We start from the raw sequence: 16373 nt of genomic DNA, 5'->3' as shown, positions 1-16373 counted from the left end.
GACCGCTAGGGTGTGCGCATGAATGATCTGGCCAATTCCAACATGACCCAAAACTCCCAACCCGTGCGCATTGACTTCAATACGCCCGAGTTGCAACGCAAGCGCCGCATGCGCGCGCTCAAGGACCGCCTGACCCGCTGGTATGTACTGGTGGGCGGGCTTGCCGTATTGGCGGCAATCACCCTGATCTTCTTCTACCTGGCCTACGTGGTGCTGCCACTGTTCCAGGGCGCCGAGCTGACCAGTAAGAAAGCCCTGGCGCCGACCTGGTTGCAGCAGGATGCCGGCAAGCCGCTGATGATCGCGCTTGAAGAGCAGAACCTGGTGGGTATGCGTGTTTCGGACAAGGGCCAGGCATTGTTCTTCGATACCAAGACCGGTAGCGAGCTCAAGCGTGTCGACCTGCCGGTGCCGGCAGACACCCAGGTCACGTCGATCAGTGCCGATCAGCCGGGTAGCCCGCTGGTGGTGCTGGGCTTGTCCAATGGCCAGGCGCTGGTGTTCCACCACACCTACAAGATCACCTACCCGGACAACAAGAAAACCATCACCCCAGGCATCGACTACCCGTACGGCGAGCAGCCGTTCGTGCTCGATGAACAGGGCCGTGCGCTGGACCACGTCAGCGTCAACGTCAATGGCGATACCCTGCTGCTGGCCGGGTCCACCGGCGCGCACCTGCAGGTGGTCGAGCTGACCCGCACGGAAAACATGATGACCGAAGAGGTCACCACCGAGCAGAACCGCATCGCATTGCCGCAGATGACCGAAACGGTGAAGAACATCTTCATCGACCCGCGTCAGCAATGGCTGTACGTGATCAACGGCCGCGCTACTGCGGACGTGTTCAGCCTGCGCGACAAGAGCCTCAATGGCCGCTACAAGCTGTCGGAAAGTGCCGACACCGAAATCACCGCCACAGCCCAGCTGGTCGGTGGCATCTCGCTGATCATCGGTGACTCCAAAGGTGGCCTGGCCCAGTGGTTCATGGCCCGCGACCCGGATGGCGAATCGCGCTTCAAGCAGATCCGTACCTTCCAGATGGGCAATGCGCCAATCGTGCAGGTCGATGCCGAGGAGCGCCGCAAGGGCTTCATCGCCCTGGACGCCGCAGGCAAGCTGGGCGTGTTCCACAGCACCGCGCACCGTACCCTGCTGGTCGAGCCGGCTGCCGAAGGCCCGGGTATCCTGGCCCTGTCGCCACGTGCCAACCGCATCATCATCGAAGAAGGCGGCAAGCTGCTGCGGCTGAGCCTGCGCAACCCGCACCCGGAAATTTCCTTCAGCGCGCTGTGGGGCAAGGTGTGGTACGAGAACTACGACGAGCCGAAATACGTCTGGCAATCGACCGCTTCGAACACCGACTTCGAGCCCAAGCTGAGCCTGTCGCCGCTGACCTTCGGTACCCTCAAGGCCGCGTTCTACGCGATGATCCTGGCGGCCCCGCTGGCCATTGCCGCCGCCATCTACACCGCCTACTTCATGGCCCCGGGCATGCGCCGAAAGGTCAAGCCGGTGATCGAACTGATGGAAGCGATGCCGACGGTGATCCTCGGCTTCTTCGCCGGCCTGTTCCTCGCCCCGTACCTGGAAGGCCACCTGCCGGGTGTGTTCAGCCTGTTCCTGCTGATGCCATTCGGTATCCTGCTGGCCGGCTTCACCTGGACCCGCCTGCCAGAGTCGATCCGCCTGCGTGTGCCGGATGGCTGGGAAGCTGCGATCCTGATCCCGGTCATCCTGTTCACTGGCTGGTTCGCCCTGACCATGAGCCCACACCTGGAAAGCTGGTTCTTCGGCGGCGACATGCGCTTGTGGATCACCAATGACCTGGGGATAACCTACGACCAGCGCAACGCCCTGGTGGTGGGTATCGCCATGGGCTTCGCGGTCATCCCCAACATCTACTCGATTGCCGAAGACGCCGTGTTCAGCGTGCCACGCAGCCTGACCCTGGGCTCCCTGGCGCTGGGGGCGACGCCCTGGCAGACCCTGACCCGCGTGGTCATCCTTACCGCCAGCCCAGGTATTTTCTCGGCGCTGATGATCGGCATGGGCCGAGCGGTGGGCGAGACCATGATCGTGCTGATGGCCACCGGCAACACCCCGGTGATGGAGCTGAACCTGTTCGAGGGCATGCGCACCCTGGCTGCCAACGTGGCCGTGGAAATGCCGGAATCGGAAGTTGGTGGCAGCCACTATCGCGTGCTGTTCCTGGCCGCCCTGGTGCTGCTGATGTTCACGTTTGTCATGAACACCTTGGCCGAGCTGATTCGCCAGCGTCTGCGCAAGAAATACTCGTCGCTTTGATAGAAAGGTAGCGATCCGTGAAAAAGGATTCCCTAAAAGGCTGGTTCAAGAGCGGCGCCCCAGGCGTCTGGATGAGCGGCGGCGCGGTGGCCATGGCGGTGATCATGACCGTTGGCCTGCTGGCGGTGATCGCCGTGCGTGGCCTGGGCCACTTCTGGCCGGCCGATCTTGTCCAGGCCACCTACAAGGTGCCGGGCCAAGCTGATCACGTTGTCATCGGCGAGGTGGTACAAAAGGAAGAGGTACCCCGTGCCCGCCTGAAGGGCGCCGGCTTGCCGGTACCTGACCAGGGCCCGGAGTTCATGACCCGCGAGCTGATCAAGGTGGGTAACCGCGACCTCAACGGCAGCGACTTCACCTGGGTGGTCGGCGACTGGCTGGTCGACGAAAAGCGCCCGGCCGACCTGATTGCCCTGGAGCGCCGCGAGTGGGGCAACTTCTACGGTTACCTGGTCAGCGTCAAGGAAGAAGGCCGCGTGGTTGCCGAGGGCCCTGCCGCCTGGAACGAGCTGCAAACCCGCCTCAAACGTGCCAGCCAGCTCAACAGCGAGCTGCAGCAGCTGGAGAAGAAGGACATCGGTGCCATCAACCATGGCCTTGAGCGCCTGCGCCTGCATGCCCGCAAGCTGGAACTGGACGGCAAGCTGGACGCCGCCGCCCAGGCCGACATGGATGCCGACCGCGCCGAGCTGAACAGCCGCTACAAGGCCATCGAAGACCGCCTCAGCGGCCTGCACCAGGCCTTTTCCCGCGACAGCCTGGTGGCCCGCGATGGCAACGGTCGTGAAGTGGAAATCAACCTGAGCAAGGTGGTGCACGCCATCCAGCCGAATGGCATGTCCGCATTCACCAAGCTGGGGACCTACTTCGCCAAGGTCTGGGAGTTCCTCAGCGACGACCCGCGTGAAGCCAATACCGAAGGCGGCATCTTCCCGGCCATCTTCGGTACCGTGATGATGACCCTGATCATGGCCGTGATCGTCACCCCGTTCGGTGTGCTGGCTGCCGTCTATCTGCGCGAATATGCCCGGCAGGGGCCGGTGACCCGCCTGATCCGCATTGCGGTGAACAACCTGGCCGGTGTACCGGCGATCGTCTACGGCGTATTCGGCCTGGGCTTCTTCGTCTACGTGCTGGGTGGCTCGATCGACCGTTTGTTCTTCCCCGAATCGCTGCCGGCGCCGACCCTGGGTACCCCGGGCCTGCTGTGGGCATCGCTGACCTTGGCGCTGCTGGCGGTGCCGGTGGTAATCGTGGCCACCGAAGAAGGCCTGGCGCGTATCCCGCGTACCGTGCGCGAGGGTTCGCTGGCGCTGGGCGCGACCAAGGCCGAGACCCTGTGGAAGATCGTCCTGCCCATGGCCAGCCCGGCGATGATGACCGGCATGATCCTCGCCGTGGCCCGTGCCGCCGGTGAAGTGGCGCCGCTGATGCTGGTGGGTGTGGTGAAGCTGGCGCCATCGCTGCCGGTGGACGGCAACTACCCGTACCTGCACCTGGACCAGAAGATCATGCACCTGGGCTTCCACATCTATGACGTCGGCTTCCAGAGCCCCAACGTCGAAGCCGCGCGGCCGCTGGTTTATGCCACGGCGCTGCTGCTGGTACTGGTGATCGCAGCCCTCAACCTCTCGGCGGTGTGGATCCGTAACCACCTGCGCGAGAAGTACAAGGCGCTGGACAGCTGACCCTGATTGCAAGCGTGCCGCCCGCAAGCCGGGCGGCCCTTTGAAACGAATAGATAGCGTATGGAGTTGACCATGCAGCAAGATTCCCATACCCACGGCATCGACATGTCTGCCCTGGGCCGCAACAAGCAGAGCCTGCGCCTGGCCGAAGAAACCGTGGCCATCGAAGTGCCTGGCCTGAGCCTGTTCTACGGCGACAAGCAAGCCTTGTTCGACGTCAGCATGAACATCCCCAAGCAGCGTGTGACCGCCTTCATCGGCCCGTCCGGCTGCGGCAAGTCGACCCTGCTGCGTACCTTCAACCGCATGAACGACCTGGTTGACGGTTGCCGCGTGGAAGGTGCCATCAACCTGTACGGCAACAACATCTACCGCAAGGGCGAAGACGTGGCCGAGCTGCGTCGCCGTGTGGGCATGGTGTTCCAGAAGCCCAACCCGTTCCCCAAGACCATCTACGAGAACGTGGTCTATGGCCTGCGCATACAGGGCATCAACAAGAAGCGTGTGCTCGACGAAGCGGTTGAGTGGGCACTGAAGGGCGCGGCGCTGTGGGACGAGGTCAAGGACCGTCTGCACGATTCGGCACTGGGCCTGTCCGGTGGCCAGCAGCAGCGTCTGGTGATCGCCCGTACCATCGCCGTGGAGCCGGAAGTGCTGCTGCTCGACGAACCGTGCTCGGCACTGGACCCGATCTCGACCCTGAAGGTCGAAGAACTGATCTACGAATTGAAATCCAAGTACACCATCGTCATCGTCACCCACAACATGCAACAGGCGGCCCGTGTTTCGGATTACACCGCGTTCATGTACATGGGCAAACTGGTCGAATTCGGGGATACCGACACCCTGTTCACCAACCCGGCGAAGAAGCAGACCGAAGACTACATCACCGGTCGCTACGGCTAAGCGCCGCTCGTGATGAGCACCTGGCCCCTGTAGGAGCGGGTTTACCCGCGAAGCAGGCGGCTCGGTGCCTGGCACCGGCTTCGCCGGTGTTCGCGGGTGAACCCGCTCCCACAGGGTTTTCATGCTGGGGCGGCGCCAGGGAACAAGACGAACAATTTGAAGCTTGCAGCTTCTTCGCGGAGCGAACGATGATCAACAAAGAAAGCCTTACACATCACATTTCCCAGCAGTTCAACGCCGAGCTCGAAGAGGTGCGCAGCCACCTGCTGGCCATGGGCGGCCTGGTTGAAAAGCAAGTCAACGACGCCGTTACCGCGCTGATCGAAGCCGACTCGGGCCTGGCCCAGCAAGTGCGCGAGGTTGACGAGCAGATCAACCAGATGGAGCGCAACATCGACGAAGAGTGCCTGCGCATTCTGGCCCGTCGTCAGCCGGCGGCCTCCGACCTGCGCCTGATCATCAGCATCTCCAAGTCGGTGATCGACCTGGAGCGCATCGGTGACGAGTCGACCAAGATCGCCCGCCGTGCCATCCAGCTGTGTGAGGAAGGCGAATCCCCGCGTGGCTACGTCGAGGTGCGCCATATCGGCGACCAGGTGCGCAACATGGTGCGCGATGCGCTGGACGCCTTTGCCCGCTTCGACGCCGACCTGGCGCTGTCGGTGGCCCAGTACGACAAGACCATCGACCGCGAGTACAAGACTGCCCTGCGTGAGCTGGTGACCTACATGATGGAAGACCCGCGCTCGATCTCGCGGGTGCTCAGCGTGATCTGGGTGCTACGCTCGCTGGAGCGTATCGGCGACCATGCACGCAACATCTCCGAGCTGGTGATCTACCTGGTGCGCGGCACCGACGTGCGCCACATGGGCCTTAAGCGCATGACTGCAGAAGTGCAGGGTACCGCTGTCGCCGACGGCGAAAAGGCTAATGTTCCGGGCGAACCTGACGATAAGTAAGGTTGCTCCCGAGCATCGACGCCCGGCCTTGGCCGGGCGTTTTCGTTTGCGGTCGAGGAGCCGGCAGGCACCCGCGAACGATGTGAAGAAGTCCCGGCGTGGCCGAGGGTTGTAGCAAATGGCCATTAATTGGCAGTAGGCTAGTCGGGATTCAAAAGGAGTATCGATGAGTAAAGTGAATGTGCTGGTCGTTGATGACGCCCCGTTTATCCGTGACCTGGTCCGCAAGTGCCTGCGCAATGCCTTCCCGGGTATGGCCATCGACGACGCCGTCAATGGTCGCAAGGCCATGGCCATGCTCGGCAAGGAAGTGTTCGACCTGGTCCTGTGCGACTGGGAGATGCCGGAAATGTCAGGCCTGGAACTGCTCACCTGGTGCCGTCAGCAGCCTGCGTTGAAAAACCTGCAGTTCATCATGGTGACCAGCCGTGGCGACAAGGAAAACGTCATTCAGGCGATCCAGGCGGGTGTTTCCGACTTTGTCGGCAAGCCATTCACCAACGAGCAGTTGCTGACCAAGGTGAAGAAGGCGCTGACCAAGATCGGCAAGCTCGACAGCCTGATGGCCATCGGCCCGGCGCGGGTCAACTCGGCGTTTGCCAACGATTCGCTGAATGCGCTGACCGCCGGCAAGCCGGAAGTGGCCAAGGTGACTGCGCCCGCACCGGCGCCGGCCAAGCCATTGGTCACTGCACCCACGCCAACCGCCGCGCCAACCGGCCGTGGCCAGGGCCAGTTGCGCCTGGCCAGCGGCATGCAGCCGTGCGTGATCAAGGCGTTGAGCCTGAAGGAAGCGCTGCTGGTGGTGCGCCGTGGCGAAGCGTTACCGCAGGTGCTGGAAGGCGCGGTGCTGGACCTGGAGCAGGGCGAAAGCGCCGAAGTCGCCCGCCTGAACGGCTACCTGCATGCCGTCGCGGCGCTGGAGCCCAAGCCCGACAGTGACTGGCTGCAACTGACGTTCAAGTTCGTCGACCAGGATGCGCAGAAACTCGACTACCTGTCGCGGCTGATTGCCCGCGGGACTGCGCAGAAGCACTTCACCCCGGGTGCTTGACCCCAGCCTCACACCGCGCTTTGTGTAGGAGCGGCCTTGTGTCGCGAAAGGGCTGCAAAGCAGCCCCAGCAATTCATGCGGCGATGCAAAAATCCTGGGGCTGCTGCGCAGCCCTGAGCCATCCGACCAACTGCAATACCCGCCAGCAAACCCGCTGCTAGGCTTCGACAAATCATAACTGTCAAAAAGCCACTATCATGCCCGCGCGCCTGCTGCTGTTCTGTGCATTGCTCATGGCCTCGGCGTCGAGCCTGGGTGTGACCCTCTACAAGATCACCGACGAGTCCGGTGTCATTTCCTATTCCGACCGGCCTGGCCCCGGCGCCAAACCCTTGGTGCTCCGTGAACCCATGGTCGAAACGCTTGAAGGCCAGGTACTGCTGAACGCGAAAACGTTCGACGGTGGCGTGAGCTTCTCGGCCCGCAACGAGCTGCATGTGCCGGTGGAAGTGGAGCTGCGCCTGGACAACCTGGTTAACGCGCAGGGCGGTGATGCACCGCGTATCGTGCGCCGGCTGCTACCACCGCGCACCACGCAGATGCTCAGCGTACTCAGGGGGCGGCCCGGCCTGCTGCTGAACTACCGTTCAACCCTGCTGCAGGCCATGGGGGACCCGGGCAAGCGGCCGCTAGGCTTCCGCTATGCGTTCCCGTGGATTGGTGGGCCGTTTCGTGTAACCCAAGGCCCTAATGGCCGTGTCAGCCATTTTGGGCCGAAAGGGCGCTACGCCATGGACATCGCCATGCCAGAAGGCACCACGATCATTGCGGCGCGGGAAGGGGTGGTGGTGAAGACGCAGAACAGCCAGAGCGGACGCGAGCCCAACCCGTCGGGCAACTTTGTCAGGATCTTGCACCCGGACGGCACCATGGGCGTGTACCTGCACCTGATGCGCGGCTCGGTGGTGGTGGCAGAGGGGCAGCGGGTACGCCAGGGGCAGATGCTGGCCAAGTCGGGCAATACCGGCAACAGCACCGGGCCGCACCTGCATTTCGTGGTGCAGCGCAATGTGGGGTTGGCGCTGGAATCGATACCTTACCGGTTCGACAGGCCGATCAGCGGGTTGCCCGACTTTACTGCGGGTAACCCTTGAGATTGTCGGGCCTGCTTTGCAGGCCCATGGTCCTCAATCCAGCTTGAGCACCTTGGCCAGCACGATCTTCGGCCCTTTCATCTTCTTGATGATGATGCGCAGCCCTTCGACCTCCAGCACTTCCTCTTCTTCAGGCACGCGCTTGAGTGTCTCGTAGACCAGCCCTGCCAGGGTTTCTGCCTCGATGTGGTCGAGGTCGATACCCAGCAGGCGCTCGACCTTGAACAGTGGCGTGTCGCCGCGCACCAGCAGTTTGCCCGGCTGGTAGGCGAGGATGCCGCGCTCGGTCTTGCGGTGCTCGTCCTGGATATCGCCCACCAGCACTTCCAGCACGTCTTCCATGGTCAGGTAGCCGATAACCTTGCCATCGGCTTCCTCCACCAGCACGAAGTGCGCGCCACCTTTGCGGAACTGCTCCAGCAGTTGTGCCAGCGGCATGTGCCGCGACACGCGTTCCAGCGGCCGGGCGAGGTCGTCCAGGTCGATGGTTTCGGGCAGGTGCTCCAGTTCGGCCAGCTCCAGCAGCAAGTCCTTGATGTGCAGCAGGCCGATAAAATCCTCGCGCTCGGCGTCGTACACCGGGTAGCGGCTGAACTTGTGACGGCGCACCAGGGCCAGGATCTGCTTCAGCGGCGCATGGGCGTCGATGCTGACCATGTCTTCGCGCGAGTTGGCCCAGTCGACCACCTCCAGCTCGCCCATTTCCACGGCCGAAGCCAGCACGCGCATGCCCTGGTCACTCGGGTCCTGGCCACGGCTGGAGTGCAGGATCAGCTTGAGCTCTTCACGGCTGTAGTGGTGCTCGTGGTGCGGGCCAGGCTCGCCTTGGCCGGCAATGCGCAGGATGGTGTTGGCGCTGGCATTGAGCAGGTAGATGGCCGGGTACATCGCCCAGTAGAACAGGTACAGCGGCACAGCGGTCCACAGCGACAGCAGCTCGGGCTTGCGGATCGCCCAGGACTTGGGCGCCAGCTCGCCGACCACGATGTGCAGGTACGAGATGACGAAGAAGGCGACGAAGAACGAGATCGCCTTGATCAGCTCGGGAGTGTCGACACCAAAGTATGCGAGCAGCGGCTCGAGCAGGTGGGCAAAGGCCGGTTCGCCGACCCAGCCCAGGCCCAGGGAGGCGAGGGTGATGCCCAGCTGGCAGGCCGACAGGTAGGCGTCGAGCTGGTTGTGCACTTTGCGCAGGATGCTGCCACGCCAGCCATGCAGCTCGGCGATGGACTCGACGCGGGTGGCGCGCAGCTTGACCATGGCGAACTCGGCAGCAACGAAGAAGCCGTTGAGCAGCACCAGGAGCAAGGCAAAGATGATCATGCCGAAATCGGCGAATAGCGAGGTGAGGCTGATACCAGGGGAAGGGTCCATGATGGAGTTTTTACGGGGTCCGTCTTTGAGAGAGAGAAAAAAAGTGCCAGCTCTTGCTGGCACAGGGGATCCAATGTAGCGGCTGGGGCCGCAAAAGCAAAGGGTGCTGGATTCATTGGGGCCGCTTTGCGGCCCATCGCCGGCAAGCCAGCGCCCACAAGGTCGGCGACAACCTGGCCCCTTCAGGCCTTGCCGTTAGCCAATTGTGCCGGCGCAAAGTGACAGGTAAAGGTACTGCCATGCCCCGGCACGCTGCTGATTTCCAGCTTGCCGCGGTGGCGCATCAGTACGTGCTTGACGATCGCCAGCCCCAGCCCGGTGCCGCCAGTATTCGACGCACGGCTGGAATCCACCCGGTAGAAGCGTTCGGTCAGGCGTGGCAGGTGCTTGGCGTCGATACCCACCCCCGAGTCCTGTACCGACAAGTGCGCGCCCTGGGCATCGGCCCACCAGCGGATGCGGATGCTGCCTTCGTCCTGGGTGTACTTGACTGCGTTGAACACCAGGTTGGAAAAGGCACTGCGCAGCTCCGACTCGCTGCCTTTCAGCTTCACGCCAGGCGCGGCTTCGAGGGTGATGCGCTGGTTGCGTGGCCCAGACAGGGCCTGGGCGTCGTTCTTGATCGCGGCGAGCAAGGCATCGACCGCAACTGGCTGGTTGTCCGATGGGTAGTCGGTGGCTTCCAGCTTGGCCAGCAGCAGCAGGTCGTTGAGCAGGGTCTGCATGCGCGAGCCTTGCTGGCTCATCTGCTGCAGCGCCCGGCCCCAGCGCGGGTTCACGTCTTCGACGTTGTCCAGCAGGGTTTCCAGGTAGCCGGTGATCACCGTCAGTGGTGTGCGCAGCTCATGGGACACGTTGGCGACGAAGTCCTTGCGCATCTGTTCCAGCTGGTGGATGCGGGTGACATCGCGCACCAGCATCAGGTGCTCGTTGTTGCCGTAGCGGGTGATGTGCAGCTGCACGCGCATGCGGTCGTTTATCGGCGAGGGGATTTCCAGCGGTTCAAGGTAGTTCTCCGCCTCGAAGTACTCCTTGAAGCGCGGGTGACGCACCAGGTTGGTCACCTGCTGGCCGCCGTCCTGAGGGGTCTTGAAGCCCAGCAGGGTCTCGGCGGCACGGTTCCACCATTCCAGGTTGCCGTCGCTGTCGAGCATGATCACGGCGTCACGCAGCGCGGCGGTGGACTCCTGCACCCGGTCGATCACCGCCTGCAGGCGGCCGCGCACGCGCTGGTCGCGGCGTTGCAGGTGGTAGATGCTGTCGAACACCTCGCCCCACAGGCCATAGCCATCGGGCGGTGCTTCGTCAGGTTGGTGGTTGCGTAGCCAGTCGTGCAGGCGCAGCAGTTGCTTGAGGGTCCAACCCAGGTACAGCGCCAGGCCGATGGCCAGGCTCCAGCCATAATAGCCGCTGATCAGCCCACCGATCAGGCAGACGGTGATCAGCAGCAGCAGGTGGCGAATCAGGGTCGCGTGCCAGTTCTGGTTCAATTGACGGTCCTTGTACAACAACGTGCAGCTTGGCGCTTTTGAACTCGATCAGCTCTTGGTCGAGAAGCGGTAGCCAGTGCCCCGGACGGTTTGTACCAGATTTTCGTAGGCTTCACCCAGCGCCTTGCGCAGGCGACGGATGTGCACGTCGACGGTGCGCTCCTCGACATACACGTTGCCGCCCCACACTTGGTCGAGCAGCTGGCCACGGGTGTAGGCGCGCTCCTGGTGGGTCATGAAGAACTGCAGCAGGCGGTATTCGGTGGGGCCCATCTCGGCCGGTTTGCCGTCGATGGTCACGCGGTGGCTGATCGGGTCGAGCAGCAGGCCGCCGACTTCGATCGGTGCCTCGCTGTCGCTCGGACCAGTGCGGCGCAGCACGGCTTTCAGGCGCGCTACCAGTTCTCGCGGCGAGAACGGCTTGGTGATGTAGTCGTCAGCGCCCACTTCCAGGCCCTGGATCTTGTTGTCCTCCTCACCCTTGGCAGTGAGCATGATGATCGGGATGTCGCCGGTCAGCTCATCGCGTTTGAGGCGGCGGGCCAGCTCGATGCCGGAGGTGCCCGGGAGCATCCAGTCGAGCAGGATCAGGTCCGGTTTGCGGTCGACGATGATCGCGTGGGCCTGTTGAGAGTTTTCCGCTTCCAGGCAGTCATAGCCGGCCATTTCCAGGGCAACGGCGATCATCTCGCGAATAGGCGCTTCGTCGTCGACGATCAGAATGTTCCTGCCAACCATGCTCAAAACCTCTCCTGGATACGGTGTCTTGGCCCGCATTAGATAACGGAATTATTGCAGCTGTGTGACAGGGTGTTGGCCGTTCTGGCGACATTCCGTGACTGAACTAGGCTTGAAAGGGCCGCGGTTGTGGCAACCTGAACTCAATTCCCCCCGAAACAATGGTGAATCCAATGACACGACAAACGCTGAGCTGGATGGCCCTTTTCGCTGCGCTGGCGCTCCCGGGGGTGGCGTCGGCCCACCATGCCACGGAGAAGGGCGGCATGTGGGTCGATCATGCCGGCATGACCCTGTATACCTTTGACAAGGATGCAGGTGGCAAGTCGATGTGCAATGGCGAATGCGCGAAGAACTGGCCGCCGTTGATGGTCAAGGCCGATGACGAACCGGCCAAGGACAAGTGGACGGTGGTGATGCGCGATGATGGCACCAAGCAGTGGGCCTATGACGGCAAGCCGCTGTATACGTTCATCAAAGACAAGAAGGCCGGTGACATGACCGGTGACGGTATGAAAGACGTCTGGCACGTTGCCAAGCCGTAAGGCCGAAATGTGGCCCTGTGGGAGCGGGTTCACCCGCGAATGCTGCGGTGTAGCGAACATCGCATTCGCGGGTAAACCCGCTCCCACAGGGCGGTGAGCTTTAGCGCAGTGCGTAATCCAGCACCACCCCGACGAACACCAGCAACCCCGCCCAGTGGTTGTGCAGAAACGCCTTGAAGCACGATTCCCGGTCCAGCTTGCGCGTCGACCAGTACTCCCAGGCAAAGCACGCCGCTGCACCCAACAGCCCCAGGTGGAACCAGCCACCCAGGTCAAAGCGGCTACCCGCCAGCAGCAGGCAGCCCAGTGACAGCAGCTGCAGGGTCAGGATGATGGTTCGGTCAGCCTCGCCGAACAAAATCGCCGTCGACTTCACGCCAATCTTCAGGTCGTCATCACGGTCGACCATGGCGTAGTAGGTGTCGTAACCCACTGTCCACAGCAGGTTGGCGATATAAAGCAGCCAGGCGCTGGCCGGCAGCTCGCCACCGGCGGCAGTGAAGGCCATGGGAATGCCCCAGGAATACGCCGCCCCCAGTACCACCTGCGGGTAATAGGTGTAGCGCTTCATGAATGGGTAGCAGAACGCCAGCGCCACCGCGCCAAATGACAGCCACACGGTCTGGCTGTTGGTGCACAGCACCAGCAGGAAGCTTACCCCGACCAGAATGGCGAACAGCGCCAGCGCCTCGCGTGGGCGCACCCGGCCACTGGCCAGGGGGCGGTCGGCGGTGCGTTTGACGTGGCCGTCCACCTTGCGGTCGGCAAAGTCGTTGATGCAGCAACCCGCAGCGCGCATCAGCACCACGCCGAGGCCGAAGATCAGCACGTTGGCCAGGGTGGGTGAGCCGTTGCCGGCGATCCACACCGCCGACAGGGTCGGCCATAGCAGCAGGTAGATACCGATCGGCCGGTCCATGCGGCTGAGCTGGACGAAGTCCCAGGCCCGCGGATGCAGGCGGTTGAGCGACTTGAGCAGTTGCAGGTACATCAGCGGTTTTCCTCCTTGGCCGCTTGCCACAATGCCGGCAGGAACACTTCTGCCACCAGCAGGTCCAGGCCGCCACGCTCAAAGCGTGAGCGGCGGCCCCAAAGCGCCGCATGGGCGGCTTCGGGCGGCAGCCAGGCCTGTGGGTAACTGCACACTTCGAGCGGGTGGCGGATAAATGCCTGGTCGCAGAACAGCAACTCGCCCAGCGAGCGGCTGCCCAGGGTTTCCAGGTCCAGCCCACCGCGCTCCAGGGCGCTGCGGCTGGCCACGCTGCGGGCGAACACCCAGGGTTGGCCATGGCCACGCAGGTACACCTCGCGCACCCAGCCTTCGGCACCGGCAGCGATGCCCAGAGCCTGGCATTCGTCATCGCGCAGCGGCTGCCAGCCCTCGAACAGCGGGGTGACGGAGAAGTGATCGTTGGACAGGCGGGTCAGGCGGCGGGTCAGCGAGCCCTCGTCGAACAGCCAGTCAAGGGTAGGCTGGTCGATGTCGATGGCCAGCTGTGAATACGGCAGCCACGCGACAGCGGCTGCTTGCGGGGATTCGTACGACACGTCGGTCTGCTTGTTACAACCAGAGAGGCGGCGAGCTTAGCATGATTGCCCCGACTGCTTGCATACTGGGGACAGGGCCGCTACAAAGCCCCCCATGAATTGCGCGTCGGCCCTTTCGCGGACATGCCCGCTCCCACAAGTTATGCACAATTCCTGTGGGAGCGGGCGCGCCCGCGAAGAGGCCATCAGCAGCAACACAAAGCCCCAGCCTGAACCGAGGAAACTACCCCCCATGAAAAAGTGGCAATGTATTGTCTGCGGCCTGATCTACGACGAAGCCGAAGGCTGGCCCGACGACGGCATCGCCCCCGGCACCCGTTGGGAGGATGTGCCTGATGACTGGCTGTGCCCCGACTGCGGCGTCGGCAAAAGCGACTTTGAAATGATCTCCATCGGCTAAGCGAGGCAAGCACGACATGACGTCCCCTGTGGTAATCATCGGTACCGGCCTTGCGGGCTACAACCTGGCCCGTGAATTTCGCAAGCTCGATGCGCAGACGCCGCTGCTGCTGATCACCGCCGACGATGGTCGTTCCTATTCCAAGCCCATGCTCTCCATGGGCTATGCCAAGCAGAAGGATGCCGATGGCCTGTGCATGGCCGAGCCGGGCGCCATGGCCGAGCAACTGAAAGCCGAAATCCGCACCCATACCCGCATCAGCGGTATCGACCCGGGCCATAAGCGCCTTTGGATCGGTGAAGAGGCCGTGGAATACCGCGACCTGGTGCTGGCCTGGGGCGCGCAGACCGTGCAGGTACCGATTGAAGGCGACGGCAGCCACCTGGTGTTCCCGATCAATGACCTGGAAGACTACGCCCGCTTCCGTGCCGCCGCTGTCGGCAAGCAGCGCGTGCTAATCCTCGGTGCCGGCCTGATCGGCTGTGAATTTGCCAACGACATGAGCCTGGGCGGCTTTCAGGTCGATGTGGTGGCGCCATGCGAGCAGGTAATGCCGACCCTGCTGCACCCGGCGGCTGCCAGCGCTGTACAGGCCGGCCTGCAAGGCCTGGGCGTGCGCTTCCACCTAGGGCCGGTGCTGACCCGCCTGCAGCAGGTACCTCAAGGCCTGGAGGCGCACCTGTCAGATGGCAGCGTAATCGCTTGCGACCTGGTGGTTTCGGCCATCGGCCTGCGCCCTCGCACCGACCTGGCCGCTGCGGCCGGCCTGCAGACCAACCGCGGCGTCAGCGTCGACCGCGAGTTGCGCACCTCGCATGCCAACATTTTCGCCCTTGGCGACTGTGCCGAGGTCGATGGCATCAACCTGCTCTATGTGATGCCGCTGATGAGCTGTGCCCGTGCCCTGGCGCAAACCTTGGCCGGCAAGCCAACGGCAGTTGCCTACGGGCCGATGCCGATCACCGTGAAAACCCCGGCCTGCCCGCTGGTGGTCTCGCCACCGCCACAGGGCTGTGAAGGCAGCTGGCAGGTAGAGGGGCAAGGCAGTGACCTCAAGGTGCTGTGCCTGGATGCCGACGGCAAGCTGCTGGGCTATGCCCTGACTGGAGCAGCGGTGATGGACAAGCTGGCGCTGAATCGCCAGTTACCAGCGGTTATGGCGTAAATAGCGCGCGTTCTGTCGGATTTATCCTGTTGTTGCCTGCACAATGGCCGCCCAGATACTGGCGCGGCCCCTGAGCACGTGCCATTCTCACTCCCGTCTGCCGCAGATTAGAGCCTGCGGTGCCTTGAGCGCTGCTCGCAGAGGCAGCACGGCATAACAACAAGAATTCCGTCAAAGAGGCTTCACTATGCGCAAACCAGAACTCGCCGCCGTCATCGCCGAAAAGGCCGATCTGACCAAGGAAAAGGCCAATCAGGTTTTGAACGCGATTCTCGACAGCATCACCGGTGCCCTGGACAAGGACACCGTGACCCTGGTCGGTTTCGGCACCTTCGAAAAACGTCATCGCGGCGCGCGTACCGGCAAGAACCCGCAAACCGGTGAGCCGGTCAAGATCAAGGCCAGCAACACCGTGGCGTTCAAACCAGGCAAGAACCTGCGCGACAGCGTCAACGCACCCGTCAAGCCGGCCAAGAAGGGCAAGTGATCGCACCCTGACAACCCCAGTGTCAGCCAAGCGGGCGCCTCAGGGCGCCCGTTGTGCTTTCTGCAGGCAAAATGTTTCGAATTTGCATAAATAGTTCGGGAAAAGGATAAACTGCGCGCCTTAGTCACTTTTAATTCGAGGCGCGTTGATGAAGTTTCGCTTTCTTCTCTGGGCCATGGGGCTGTTGATGGCCAGGGCCAGCCGTAACAACCCGGCGTTCCAGCAGCAGCTCAAGGGCAAGGACCTGGTGTTCCAGATGCAGACCTTGGACGGCAAGGTTGCCCGGCACTTCATCGTCAATAACGAGCGCGTCAGCAGCAAGGGCGGCGCGCACTCGCAGCCGGCCTTCGCCATTGCCTTCAAGGACGCGGCCTATGGCTTTGCCACGATGCAGGCAGGTAACAAGCAGTTGGCGTTCATGCAGGGGATTCAGGACAAGAACATCCAGATCAAAGGCAATCCGGCGTTGGTGATGTGGTTCCAGGGGTTGATGAAGTACCTGAAGCCAAAGAAGAAAGGCTGAAATTGCTGGGGCCGCTTTGCGGCCCTATCGCGACGCAAGGCCGCTCCCACATTGATCGGTGTATGCATGTGGGAGCGGCCTTGCGTCGCGATAGG

The 16373-nt window shown here is 62.8% G+C and carries 16 protein-coding genes; 11 read left to right on the top strand and 5 right to left on the bottom strand.

Translation table 11 applies throughout. The features are described 5' to 3' along the window. Positions 1 to 18: 18 nt before the first annotated feature. The 6 genes from ABE456_RS13345 (at position 19) to ABE456_RS13320 (ending at position 8008) form a co-directional block, all read left to right on the top strand. On the top strand, positions 19 to 2307 hold the full coding sequence (locus ABE456_RS13345; protein ID WP_346644328.1) for a phosphate ABC transporter permease: 2289 nt from the start codon (positions 19 to 21) through the stop codon (positions 2305 to 2307). A 71-nt stretch (positions 2308 to 2378) separates the two neighbouring features. Continuing rightward, the gene (gene pstA, locus ABE456_RS13340; RefSeq protein ID WP_346644346.1) at positions 2379 to 3995 is read left to right on the top strand and encodes a phosphate ABC transporter permease PstA; all 1617 of its coding nucleotides are present in this window, start codon (positions 2379 to 2381) and stop codon (positions 3993 to 3995) included. A gap of 72 nt (positions 3996 to 4067) precedes the next feature. Then, positions 4068 to 4901 carry a phosphate ABC transporter ATP-binding protein PstB gene (gene pstB / locus ABE456_RS13335; protein ID WP_346644327.1) on the top strand — a complete coding sequence of 278 codons (834 nt, stop codon included), beginning with the start codon at positions 4068 to 4070 and terminating at the stop codon, positions 4899 to 4901. 188 nt (positions 4902 to 5089) lie between these two features. Then, the gene (gene phoU, locus ABE456_RS13330) at positions 5090 to 5860 is read left to right on the top strand and encodes a phosphate signaling complex protein PhoU (protein WP_346644326.1); all 771 of its coding nucleotides are present in this window, start codon (positions 5090 to 5092) and stop codon (positions 5858 to 5860) included. A 166-nt stretch (positions 5861 to 6026) separates the two neighbouring features. Continuing rightward, on the top strand, positions 6027 to 6914 hold the full coding sequence (locus ABE456_RS13325; protein ID WP_346644325.1) for a response regulator: 888 nt from the start codon (positions 6027 to 6029) through the stop codon (positions 6912 to 6914). Positions 6915 to 7111: 197 nt separating this feature from the next. Further along, positions 7112 to 8008 (top strand): peptidoglycan DD-metalloendopeptidase family protein, encoded by an 897-nt coding sequence (locus tag ABE456_RS13320; protein ID WP_346644324.1) that lies wholly within the window; start codon positions 7112 to 7114, stop codon positions 8006 to 8008. A 33-nt stretch (positions 8009 to 8041) separates the two neighbouring features. On the opposite strand, the gene ABE456_RS13315 is transcribed toward ABE456_RS13320, so the two are convergent. The 3 genes from ABE456_RS13315 to phoB all read right to left on the bottom strand — a co-directional run bounded on the left by ABE456_RS13315 (position 8042) and on the right by phoB (position 11610). Then, positions 8042 to 9382, bottom strand: coding sequence for a hemolysin family protein (locus ABE456_RS13315; RefSeq protein ID WP_346644323.1), 1341 nt, complete (start codon positions 9380 to 9382; stop codon positions 8042 to 8044). Between the two features lie 182 nt (positions 9383 to 9564). Further along, complete coding sequence (gene phoR, locus ABE456_RS13310) at positions 9565 to 10872, bottom strand: phosphate regulon sensor histidine kinase PhoR (RefSeq protein WP_346644322.1); 1308 nt, start codon at positions 10870 to 10872, stop codon at positions 9565 to 9567. Between the two features lie 48 nt (positions 10873 to 10920). Continuing rightward, positions 10921 to 11610, bottom strand: a complete 690-nt coding sequence (gene phoB, locus ABE456_RS13305; RefSeq protein WP_003253341.1) for a phosphate regulon transcriptional regulator PhoB — start codon at positions 11608 to 11610, stop codon at positions 10921 to 10923. Positions 11611 to 11783: 173 nt separating this feature from the next. Here phoB and ABE456_RS13300 point away from each other — a divergent pair, with 173 nt between their 5' ends. Then, the gene (locus tag ABE456_RS13300) at positions 11784 to 12155 is read left to right on the top strand and encodes a hypothetical protein (RefSeq protein ID WP_346644321.1); all 372 of its coding nucleotides are present in this window, start codon (positions 11784 to 11786) and stop codon (positions 12153 to 12155) included. A 100-nt stretch (positions 12156 to 12255) separates the two neighbouring features. On the opposite strand, the gene ubiA is transcribed toward ABE456_RS13300, so the two are convergent. Further along, complete coding sequence (ubiA, locus tag ABE456_RS13295) at positions 12256 to 13146, bottom strand: 4-hydroxybenzoate octaprenyltransferase (RefSeq protein WP_346644320.1); 891 nt, start codon at positions 13144 to 13146, stop codon at positions 12256 to 12258. Further along, on the bottom strand, positions 13146 to 13703 hold the full coding sequence (locus tag ABE456_RS13290; RefSeq protein WP_346644319.1) for a chorismate lyase: 558 nt from the start codon (positions 13701 to 13703) through the stop codon (positions 13146 to 13148). The genes ubiA and ABE456_RS13290 overlap by 1 nt, the downstream gene beginning before the upstream one ends. A gap of 232 nt (positions 13704 to 13935) precedes the next feature. Between ABE456_RS13290 and rubA the strand changes: the two genes are divergently transcribed. From rubA to ABE456_RS13270, 4 genes are all read left to right on the top strand, one after another. Then, positions 13936 to 14103, top strand: coding sequence for a rubredoxin RubA (rubA, locus tag ABE456_RS13285; protein WP_016502244.1), 168 nt, complete (start codon positions 13936 to 13938; stop codon positions 14101 to 14103). Between the two features lie 16 nt (positions 14104 to 14119). Continuing rightward, entirely contained in the window at positions 14120 to 15268 is a 1149-nt protein-coding gene (locus ABE456_RS13280; protein WP_346644318.1) for an FAD-dependent oxidoreductase, read from the top strand. Between the two features lie 187 nt (positions 15269 to 15455). Beyond that, positions 15456 to 15755, top strand: a complete 300-nt coding sequence (locus ABE456_RS13275) for an HU family DNA-binding protein (protein WP_013974808.1) — start codon at positions 15456 to 15458, stop codon at positions 15753 to 15755. A 148-nt stretch (positions 15756 to 15903) separates the two neighbouring features. Beyond that, the gene (locus ABE456_RS13270; protein WP_346644317.1) at positions 15904 to 16278 is read left to right on the top strand and encodes a helicase; all 375 of its coding nucleotides are present in this window, start codon (positions 15904 to 15906) and stop codon (positions 16276 to 16278) included. Positions 16279 to 16373 lie beyond the last annotated feature (95 nt).

Source organism: Pseudomonas sp. TWI929, from assembly GCF_039673335.1.
GTDB lineage: Bacteria > Pseudomonadota > Gammaproteobacteria > Pseudomonadales > Pseudomonadaceae > Aquipseudomonas.
This window is presented reverse-complemented; position numbering and strand designations above follow the sequence as displayed.

Excerpts from the sequence above, each read along its gene's own strand:
- ABE456_RS13325 (WP_346644325.1), top strand. The coding sequence starts at position 6,027 with ATGAGTAAAGTGAATGTGCTGGTCGTTGATGACGCCCCGTTTATCCGT.
- ABE456_RS13270 (WP_346644317.1), top strand. The coding sequence starts at position 15,904 with ATGAAGTTTCGCTTTCTTCTCTGGGCCATGGGGCTGTTGATGGCCAGG.
- ABE456_RS13280 (WP_346644318.1), top strand. The coding sequence starts at position 14,120 with ATGACGTCCCCTGTGGTAATCATCGGTACCGGCCTTGCGGGCTACAAC.
- pstB (WP_346644327.1), top strand. The coding sequence starts at position 4,068 with ATGCAGCAAGATTCCCATACCCACGGCATCGACATGTCTGCCCTGGGC.
- ABE456_RS13345 (WP_346644328.1), top strand. The coding sequence starts at position 19 with ATGAATGATCTGGCCAATTCCAACATGACCCAAAACTCCCAACCCGTG.
- ABE456_RS13300 (WP_346644321.1), top strand. The coding sequence starts at position 11,784 with ATGACACGACAAACGCTGAGCTGGATGGCCCTTTTCGCTGCGCTGGCG.
- phoB (WP_003253341.1), bottom strand. The coding sequence starts at position 11,610 with ATGGTTGGCAGGAACATTCTGATCGTCGACGACGAAGCGCCTATTCGC.
- ABE456_RS13320 (WP_346644324.1), top strand. The coding sequence starts at position 7,112 with ATGCCCGCGCGCCTGCTGCTGTTCTGTGCATTGCTCATGGCCTCGGCG.
- rubA (WP_016502244.1), top strand. The coding sequence starts at position 13,936 with ATGAAAAAGTGGCAATGTATTGTCTGCGGCCTGATCTACGACGAAGCC.
- ubiA (WP_346644320.1), bottom strand. The coding sequence starts at position 13,146 with ATGTACCTGCAACTGCTCAAGTCGCTCAACCGCCTGCATCCGCGGGCC.
- ABE456_RS13275 (WP_013974808.1), top strand. The coding sequence starts at position 15,456 with ATGCGCAAACCAGAACTCGCCGCCGTCATCGCCGAAAAGGCCGATCTG.
- pstA (WP_346644346.1), top strand. The coding sequence starts at position 2,379 with ATGAGCGGCGGCGCGGTGGCCATGGCGGTGATCATGACCGTTGGCCTG.
- ABE456_RS13315 (WP_346644323.1), bottom strand. The coding sequence starts at position 9,382 with ATGGACCCTTCCCCTGGTATCAGCCTCACCTCGCTATTCGCCGATTTC.
- phoU (WP_346644326.1), top strand. The coding sequence starts at position 5,090 with ATGATCAACAAAGAAAGCCTTACACATCACATTTCCCAGCAGTTCAAC.